Origin of the sequence: Sulfolobus sp. B1 (genome assembly GCF_007050195.1) — an archaeon.
Taxonomy (GTDB): Archaea; Thermoproteota; Thermoprotei_A; order Sulfolobales; family Sulfolobaceae; genus Saccharolobus.
This window is the reverse complement of record NZ_QIMI01000066.1, coordinates 1-9,109: the sequence shown is the minus strand read 5'-3', so window position 1 is coordinate 9,109 and position 9,109 is coordinate 1. Positions and strand designations below refer to the sequence as shown.

Genomic DNA, 9,109 nt, shown 5'->3' with positions numbered 1-9,109 from the left:
TAAAAGCATTAGCGGAACATCCTATGGAAATAGTGGTAACAGAAATTGAAACTTCAGATGGTTATGTAGGTTACGGTGAGTCTTTAGCTTATGGTTGCTCAGACGCAGTAAAAACTCTTATAGAAAAAACGCTAAAGCCACTCCTTATCAGTCAAGACGAGGAGTTAATAGAGTATTTATGGGACCTAATGTATAAAGCTACGCTAAGATTTGGGAGAAGAGGAATAGCTATAGCGGGAATAAGTGGAATTGACACAGCACTATGGGATATTATGGGTAAAAGCTAAGATGCCCATCTATAAGTTGCTAGGGGGTTACAAAAAGAAAGTAAAGGCCTATATTACTGGTGGATACTATTCGGAGAAGAAAGATATAGAGAGATTAAAAGATGAGGAAGCGTATTACGTGAAAATGGGATTTAAGGGAATCAAAGTGAAGATAGGAGGAAAAAGTATGGAGGAAGACCTTGAGAGATTGAAGAGCGTGAAGGAGGTTGTAGGAGATAATGTAAAGATCGCTGTAGACGCTAACAACGTTTACACTTTTGATGAAGCATTAAAAATGGGAAGAGAGCTGGAGAAATTAGGAATTTGGTTCTTCGAGGAGCCTATACAGACCGACTATTTAGATTTAAGTGCTAGATTAGCTGATGCTTTAGAGGTTCCTATAGCTGGTTATGAAACTGCATACACTCGGTGGGAATTTTATGAGATAATGAGAAAAAGAGCAGTAGATATAGTCCAGACAGATGTGATGTGGACTGGTGGAATCTCTGAGATGATGAAAATTGGAAACATGGCTAAAGTGCTGGGATATCCTTTAATACCACACTATTCAGCAGGAGGAATTTCGTTAATAGCTAATTTACACGTAGCTTCAGCATTAGGTACAGAGTGGATAGAGATGCATTTAAGGAAGAATGATCTAAGAGACAAGATCTTCAAGGAACAAATAGAAATAGATAACGGTCACTTAGTTGTTCCAGATAGACCCGGATTAGGATACACAATAAGGGATAGCGTTTTCGAAAATTATAAATGTAGGGAATAATTCTTTTTTTTAACAAAATGAGGAAAGTCTAACCCTTAAGGGTAAGGAGGAAGTCGGCTCATTCTAATTACCAGGTTAGTGATTATCGAAACCAATAATATATTAAGAGGTAAGACTAACTTTTGATGTTATGATAATATGGCTAAATGACGAGAACGGAAGAAAATATAAGTGTAACAGCGATGGAAACTGTGAAAATATAGGATTAGTTAAATTATATAACGAAAGTTACGATCAAGGACAATTATTAAGTATAGAGGCTACATCACTGATTAAGTTATCAAAATTCCCCTTTGAAATTGAACTGGATATGAAGCCTGAAGAGGTTTTATCTTTCACTTCAATCCAAATTTACTCAGAAACTTATGGCAAGGCTTTCACTTATTATAATCAATTAGGTATAGATATGGAACCAATTACTGAACCACCTAAAGAATTGAAAATGAGCGTTAAGAGCTTAGAACACGAAAGTTACATTAGAACTTATCCGTGTTGGCTTTATCCAGTATTTGGAAAAATTCTAGATTTCACAGTATTTGCATTAGTCAAGAGTAATGAGAAATTTTATGGGATATTAACGCTTTCAAACAATTACGTAATGTCTTACCTTAGTGAAAACGGTAAGGTAAAAATTTACACTGGATATAATACTGATAAGATTGAGAAAAGTTACTTTTTATCTATAGGAATTTCTGAGAATCCGTACGATGCTATAAGCTCTTCATTCAGAATCGCTTCAAAAATTATCAATACTTTTAGACTAAGAAAAGAAAAGCAGGCTCCTAAGATATTGAGAGGACTCGGTTGGTGTACTTGGAACGCATTCCTTACCAAAGACCTAAATGAGCAAAATATTATAAAGACTGTAAAGGGAATACTTGACAGAGGAATAAGGATAGAATGGGTTATAATTGATGATGGATGGCAAGATCAGAATACTGATAGAGCACTTAAGAGTTTAGACCCTTCTCCCGATAAATTCCCAAGAGGATTTAAACCATTGATAGAATTGCTAAAGAAAGAACTAGGAATACAATATGTTGGAATATGGCACACGATCAACGGGCATTGGGGAGGGTTAACGGAAGATTTTCTAAAGAAAAATAAGCTAAGAGGCTATTTCAGCAAATTCATTAATTCCTTCGTACCTCCACATTCCTTGGAAGATGCTATAGATTTTTATAGAAAATTTGAAGCATATTTTGTAAACCAAGGTTTCGACTTCGTTAAAGTAGATAACCAGTGGATAATTCATGCGTTATATGACGACTTACCTATCAGTAAAGTTAGTAAAAATATTCAAACTGGCTTACAAGTGGCATTAGGTAACGATATTCTGAACTGTATGTCAATGACCGCTGAGAACTTCTGTAACTATTTTTACAGCAACTTAATGAGGAACTCTATCGACTATGTGCCTTTCTGGAAAGATGGAGTAAAACTTCATGTATTATTCAATGCTTATAACTCATTAATCACTTCTCAAATAGCTTACCCAGATTACGATATGTTTATCTCTTATGATCCATACGCTAAGGTTCATCTACTAGCTCGTATATTTAGTGGAGGTCCAATTTATATAACAGACAGAAACCCAGAGAAAACTAATATAGAACTGTTGAAAAAGGTACAATTACCAGACGGGGAAATCATTAGAGTAGAAGAACCAGCAACTATTACTGCGGACCTATTATTTAAAAATCCATTAGAAGATAAGGTTCTCTTAAAATTGGTGGGAAGGGTAAATGGGTATAAGACTATTGCGTTCTTTAACTTAAATACTAGTTACGTTGAAGAAAGTTATGAGGAAATTAGTAAAGACGAGTTGTATTATAAGGTATTTTCTGGAGAGTTAGGTAAGGGAAGGCTTAAAATAGGTCTAAATGAACTTGAGACTGAGGTAGTAATAATTTTACCGAAAAACAGATCTGTGATAGGATTAAAAGAATACATATTACCTCCAGCTAGTATCAAAGTTATTGATGAGAAAACAGTCATCCCTAAGGATAATGGTTCATTATTATATATCAAGGATAATGGGTTAAAGGAAATTAGGGTAAAGAAGGATGAGATAATAAGTATTAACTAACAGTTCTTTAATAAATTGTTTATTCTTTCTAGCTTATTTTCAACGCTCTCGTGATAGCCTATGACACCTTTTTTAATACTCCTCAGAGAACTGATTATATTTGATACATTACTTAATGGTTTTATCTCATCATCTTGATATACAAATATTTCATCCTCTGAATATGGCACGTCGTAGAAATCATGATACAAAATTAACCCTTTAGAGTCTCTCATGACTTCATTGATCTCCTTTCTATTATCTTCAAAAAACTTATAACAACTATCAACAACGTCCTTCTTCACTCTCTTAAATCCTCTTCTATTTACTATACCGTCATAAAACTCTTTACCACTTTCCCTAATTTTTGATAGGATTAAGAAGTCATTTAGTTCAATATAGTTCTCCGGATCTATTTTAGGTATCAAATCTTTTTCTATCAATCTTGATATCGCATGAGATAAGATAGCATTGTAAAGCCCAACAACACTGTGAAAATATATTGTCTGATACATATACATTCTGGATAATAAAAATTGTTCAATTACGGGAATTGCTTTTTTCATCGCAACTAATCTGTCGTTAACATACATTAAGGATCTCTTGAGCCTCTCCAAATCTATATTACCGTAACCCACTCCTGCAAAATAAGAGTCCCTTGGCAAATAATCACTTCTATCGGCGTCAATTGCACTAGAAATTATTGATGATGCAAATTTTTCCTCTCTAGTTTTCGGAGTAGATAGGATAACTCTTTGTATAAAATTTACGGAATTAAAGTTTTTAAACAATTTATCTATTATGTGAGATAAATAAGTATCTATGACTCTACTCCCAAGTATGACATGAGTCTTCTTACCATAATATTCAACATCTAAACCATATACCTCCTTAGAAATGGAAAGGGCGTTCTCAAAAGTATGAGAAAATGGCAAGTGCCCAATATCATGTAATAGTCCGGCTACAGAAACAAGGTCTATGAACTCATCATCTTCTAAGAAGTCAAGTGATTCTATTCCTTCTGAGTTAATTTTAATATATCGAATGAATTCTTTAACTAAATACATTACTCCTAAACTATGTTCAAAACGTGTATGTCTCATACCAGGATAGACGAGATAGGCAAGACCCGTTTGGGAGATATGCCTTAACCTTTGGAAAATGTCCGTAGATATGATCTGTAAAATTTTATCACTTATTTCAATATATCCATGTATTGGATCCCTTATAATCTTCATAAAAATATTTTCAGATATAAGTTTTTAAATTCTTACTCAATCAACTTATGTACGAATATAACGGCGTTATTAAGGTATAGGTTAAGTTTAACTTATATAGGGCGTTAGGGAATTGAATATGACACATGGCCTCTAATTTTCTATATAAATGACTGCAGTGGACTCAGTCGTCTTGAAACACTTAACCTGCTCAATGAACCACTATTACAAAATGAGGAAAGCCTCGCTCTTCAAGGCAGGGAGGAAATCAACTAATCAAGATTGAAGCGCTTAAAATATAATGAGTTATTATTTCCTCCTCAAATATAGATCCTTGAATTTAAGCCGTGAAACTGAAGTTGATCACATCGGTATAAGATTAATTACCGAACAACAAGAGGTATGCAAGTATAGAGAATATGATATGCTTCAAAATAAAACTCTTCCGGAGAGGGAAAGTATCACAACTAATGAGGAGATTAACGATACGCAAGCCATGATTATAACTAAATTCAAATTATTATCCATTTTATTCATCTCTCATCTTTTCATTTTAAACACGTAATAAATGGTTAATTTTGAATTGTTTCTTATTCTTCCCTTTTCTACGTTATATTGAAAAACTTTTTATGGTTAGACTATATTGGTTAAAATATGAACAAGATTCTGATAATAGTTGGTATATTGCTATTAATTTTAGGGATAGTATTATTCTTCTCAGATAGCTTTTTACTCGCTCATTCAATTAACCATTCTTTTCATTTCACAACAGTATATCTTACTCCAGGGGAAACCTACAATATTACCATTAATAAGGTAACAGTGTTTATGTACAATTCTACCATGCCCCTAACCTTTTATGGATCCTCATTGACAATCTTATCTGGTTCCTCAGAGCATGGATTTAATACACTTATCCTTGAACCTACTACTACTCCCGGAATACTGCATATACATAATAATAATACTGCAACTGTAATTATGTCTTACAATATTATACGGATATCCTCGTCATTCATCACGTCTGGGCTAATAATTCTTGGATCGATAATTTTAGGAATAATAGGACTAATAATATTAGTAATAGGAATAATAAAAAGATAGAAGTTCGAAACTAGATTTTTGCGTATAATGTTTATATTGCTGGTAATATTCTAGCGTTAAACCATTACTCATGGTTCATTAATGACTTGAATTATTACGGTTCACATGAGCATTATTGCTTCTGTCAACTTTAAAAGAGTTTATACTATGGGTCTTAGGTACTAACTTCATTATATATTCACCAACCGAAAATTTATTTAATATATACTATTTAATTCATTATTAGTCATCCCAATAGAGAGATTTTGTGGTTATGATATCTAGCTTTCAATCTTCTATTTAATTCTGTCTTCCTCATAATTCTCTCAAGGAGAAATGCGTTAAAAGGGAATAAATGTTATACCTATTCGACAAAGAAGATTAAAATTATTATATAAAAGGAGTTCCTTCTTAGTTTATGATTTATTAGTTCAGTCTTTGAATAACTGACTTCCTCCTCGCTCTAAGGGACGTGCTTTTCCTTAGGCGTCTTATTAGTTTCCCTCTTGATTCGGGACTACATCTCTCATATGAGGGGCAGTTAAAAAGCTCAGACAATCCCTCCCATCTGCGTGTAGAATTGATTTTTTTAGACTCTTTGCCATTTCTACTCTGCGAGGTTTTTCTTACCTTATAAAATAAAAAACGTAAAACTTCAATTTCATTATTGCTTGGTTCCATTTGTATAATACTTATGTTTTAGGTATTCTAAAACTTTAGGTATATTAATCTTCATCGGACAAACTTCCCTACAATTACCAGCATGGGTGCACATTAATGAGGGTTTATAGTCATTGTAGACTACCCCACTCCACATAGCTCCCATTGGTCCGGAATAAGGAGGGTATCCCCATTTACCATCTAGAACCCTATAGACCGGACAGTGAAAATGGCATCTACCACATCTAATGCATAATAGGGCTTCCCTTAATACATTATCCTCATTGGCTTTTCTCCTTCCGTTATCTACTAGCACAAGATGAAACTCTTTGGGACCGTGGGCCGGGGAAACTCTTTTTTGCTCTACATCTCCAGTTGATGAAGGACCTGATGTGACGTTAATGTAAGTTGGGGGATACAAACCAGCGTAAGCTGCTTGAACTAAAGCCTCGTATAACGCATATTCTAAATTTGGTAAAATCTTTTCTACGCCAGTAATTGAGATGTGAACAGGTGGAACTACACTGGTCATTCTAATGTTACCTTCATTTTCTACCAGCACGATTGAGCCCGAGTCTGCAGCCACAGCGTTAGCACCCGTAATACCTATATCAGCAGTCAGGAATTTCTGCCTTAAGAATTCCCTTGCCACTTTTACTATATCTTCATGCTTATCTCCGGGGTCAATGTTTAATTTTTCCTTTATCAATTCCCTTATTCTCTCCCTAGTCATATGAACAGCTGGGGCTATGATGTGAGATGGAGGTTCGTCTGCAAATTGTATTAACAGCTCACCTAAATCAGTCTCCCATACCTCATTATCTAACGATTGTAAATATTTCCTTAAGCCTACTTCATAAGCAACCATTGACTTGCCTAAAACTATTCTCTTCTTCGAGCCTACAATCTTTCCTACTATTTCTCTAGCTTGTTCTGCATTCTCAGCAAAATACGCTTTTCCGCCTATCTTCTCTACTGCTTTTATAGTCATATCTATGTAATGATCTAAGTTACTTAGCACTTCCAATTTCCCTTCTCTAACTTTTCTAGCCAAATCCTCTAAATACGGGTGTTCCCTCAGCACTTTAAATACTCTAGGTATGTTGTGTTCTACTCCTCTTTTTATTGCAATGTCCCAGTCCTTGTTATTACTCAATTTTTACCACCTCCGCGAAATCATAAGCTTCAACATAAGGTGAAAGGTTAGCGTAACAGAAGGGACATGCTAAAAGGACCTTGTTGTGAACATTTTTTAATGCTTCTGCTCGATTTCTCGCTATTTTATCACTTACGTCCTTATTTATAGGTGCTAATGGTCCACCACAACACATGGAAGTTTCCTTACCAGTAACCATCTCATCCTCCTTTAGCTCTATCCCACTACCCTTGATTACTTCTCTTATCGTATCCCTCATTCCCAGAAATCTAGAGTATAGGCATGAGTCGTGGAATACATAAGTTCCCTCTGCCTTTGCTCCTTTTATAAGCTCGTAATAATTTACGATATTAACGTTCCATGAAGGATTTAATTCCTTAATTCTATATAGTGTATAATGAGTATGAGGATCTACAGTTATTATTTTCTTAACACCCCTAGCCACAAAAAAGTTAACCAGTTTTTCAGCGTACTGCTTAAATTCATCAAGCATTCCTAACTCAAGCAAAATTGTGCCACTATAAGGTTCATCTTCATAATAACTGAAATCTACGCCAGAATTCTTTAGGAGATATGCAATGTTCCTTAATATCTTATTTGCCCTTTCATTTCTAGGCTTATAAAATGCTTTAGCAAATGACGAAAATCTCTCGATTCCCTTAAATCTTGCTAGACTAGGTAATATGTCGTCAAATTTTTTGCCTAATTCTGCTAACTGATAAGAACAACCGGTAAAGAGTACTACCTCTGATAAACCTTTTTTAATGTTCATGCCATTTGCCCATTCTGAACATACGCTTCTGTTTACTGGAAAAGGCATATAGTCTTCCATTAAGAACTTAGTAACAGTTCTCTTGATAAAATTTAAAAGCTCGTTATCTATCATTAAAAATCATTTATTCTACGCATATAATAAGTTTTTATCCTAACGTGTATATATTATTTAATGTATGATTGTAAAAAACTTTATTACTGGTCCTCTAGCGACTAATTCGTACTTATTAATTAGTGAGAACGAGGGGGTAATTATTGATGCAGGGGGAGACATGAAGGAAGTATTAGATTTTATAAGAAATAATAAGGTTAAATTAAGATATATAATTGCTACACATGGACATTTTGACCATGTGATGGGAATAAATGAGATAAAGAGGGAATTCCCTTCTTCTATGTTCTTGATAAACGAAAGAGACCTTGGATTAGTTAAAAGAGCTAGTACTATGGCATCGTCTTATCTTAACCTTATGATATCTGATATTATAAATCCTGATGGATTCATTAAAGAGGGAGACGAGATAAACGTTGGTAACAGAAAGTTAAAGATCATTGAAACACCAGGGCATACAATGGGTAGTATTTGCATATTGGCAAATGGTTACATTTTTACTGGTGATACGCTGTTTTACGGAACCGTTGGAAGAACAGATATAGGAGGGTCTGAAAAGCTACTGAGGGATAGCTTGGAGAGGTTAAAGAAATTACCTGATGAACTAATTGTTTATCCCGGTCACGGACCTTTTACTATATTGGGGTATGAAAAAATTAAGAATCCTTTCCTCACTATCGACATATTACCTTAACTATCAACTATCCTAGATTTTCTAACTTACTCTCTAAATCATCTAAGATAATCGAGAACCTCTTAGCTGCTCTTTCATCATCAATAGATCGAATCATATCCCTTATTTCGTCCAATAGTTGTCTAGCTTCTTCGCACTCATCACATTCTAAATTACCGCAGTTTAGACATCTATCAACCATTCTCTCTGCCTTATCTAACATCCTTCTAACTTCTCTCTCCACGATAAGTAAATTGTTACTAAGATTTATATCTTTGATTGATAGAGATCTGTATTTAGCTTTTCCAAACTCCAT

The 9,109-nt window shown here is 34.4% G+C and carries 7 protein-coding genes and 1 pseudogene; 4 read left to right on the top strand and 4 right to left on the bottom strand.

Features of this window, described 5'->3' with window-relative positions; translation table 11 throughout:
- Positions 1 to 1,050: pseudogene (gene araD, locus DMP16_RS05875) on the top strand (arabinonate dehydratase); the annotation flags it as partial.
- A gap of 130 nt (positions 1,051 to 1,180) precedes the next feature.
- On the top strand, positions 1,181 to 3,139 hold the full coding sequence (locus tag DMP16_RS05870; RefSeq protein ID WP_069282761.1) for a Sip1-related alpha-galactosidase: 1,959 nt from the start codon (positions 1,181 to 1,183) through the stop codon (positions 3,137 to 3,139).
- On the opposite strand, the gene DMP16_RS05865 is transcribed toward DMP16_RS05870, so the two are convergent.
- Entirely contained in the window at positions 3,136 to 4,356 is a 1,221-nt protein-coding gene (locus tag DMP16_RS05865) for an HD domain-containing protein (RefSeq protein WP_069282760.1), read from the bottom strand. The genes DMP16_RS05870 and DMP16_RS05865 overlap by 4 nt on opposite strands.
- Positions 4,357 to 4,989: 633 nt before the next feature.
- Here DMP16_RS05865 and DMP16_RS05860 point away from each other — a divergent pair.
- Positions 4,990 to 5,439 (top strand): hypothetical protein, encoded by a 450-nt coding sequence (locus DMP16_RS05860; protein ID WP_069282759.1) that lies wholly within the window; start codon positions 4,990 to 4,992, stop codon positions 5,437 to 5,439.
- Between the two features lie 643 nt (positions 5,440 to 6,082).
- Here DMP16_RS05860 and DMP16_RS05855 read toward each other — a convergent pair.
- Positions 6,083 to 7,234, bottom strand: a complete 1,152-nt coding sequence (locus DMP16_RS05855; protein WP_143576970.1) for a lactate utilization protein B — start codon at positions 7,232 to 7,234, stop codon at positions 6,083 to 6,085.
- Positions 7,227 to 8,120 (bottom strand): (Fe-S)-binding protein, encoded by an 894-nt coding sequence (locus DMP16_RS05850; protein ID WP_069282757.1) that lies wholly within the window; start codon positions 8,118 to 8,120, stop codon positions 7,227 to 7,229. The genes DMP16_RS05855 and DMP16_RS05850 overlap by 8 nt, the downstream gene beginning before the upstream one ends.
- Positions 8,121 to 8,184: 64 nt before the next feature.
- Here DMP16_RS05850 and DMP16_RS05845 point away from each other — a divergent pair, with 64 nt between their 5' ends.
- Positions 8,185 to 8,814, top strand: coding sequence for an MBL fold metallo-hydrolase (locus tag DMP16_RS05845; protein WP_069282756.1), 630 nt, complete (start codon positions 8,185 to 8,187; stop codon positions 8,812 to 8,814).
- 7 nt (positions 8,815 to 8,821) lie between these two features.
- On the opposite strand, the gene DMP16_RS05840 is transcribed toward DMP16_RS05845, so the two are convergent.
- Positions 8,822 to 9,109, bottom strand: a 288-nt coding sequence (locus DMP16_RS05840; RefSeq protein WP_231961261.1) for a hypothetical protein, incomplete at its 5' end; no start/stop codon positions are given.

Bases quoted from the DNA above. Each gene is read 5' to 3' on its own strand.
- DMP16_RS05850 (WP_069282757.1), bottom strand. From the start codon at position 8,120: ATGATAGATAACGAGCTTTTAAATTTTATCAAGAGAACTGTTACTAAG.
- DMP16_RS05870 (WP_069282761.1), top strand. From the start codon at position 1,181: ATGATAATATGGCTAAATGACGAGAACGGAAGAAAATATAAGTGTAAC.
- DMP16_RS05845 (WP_069282756.1), top strand. From the start codon at position 8,185: ATGATTGTAAAAAACTTTATTACTGGTCCTCTAGCGACTAATTCGTAC.
- DMP16_RS05865 (WP_069282760.1), bottom strand. From the start codon at position 4,356: ATGAAGATTATAAGGGATCCAATACATGGATATATTGAAATAAGTGAT.
- DMP16_RS05860 (WP_069282759.1), top strand. From the start codon at position 4,990: ATGAACAAGATTCTGATAATAGTTGGTATATTGCTATTAATTTTAGGG.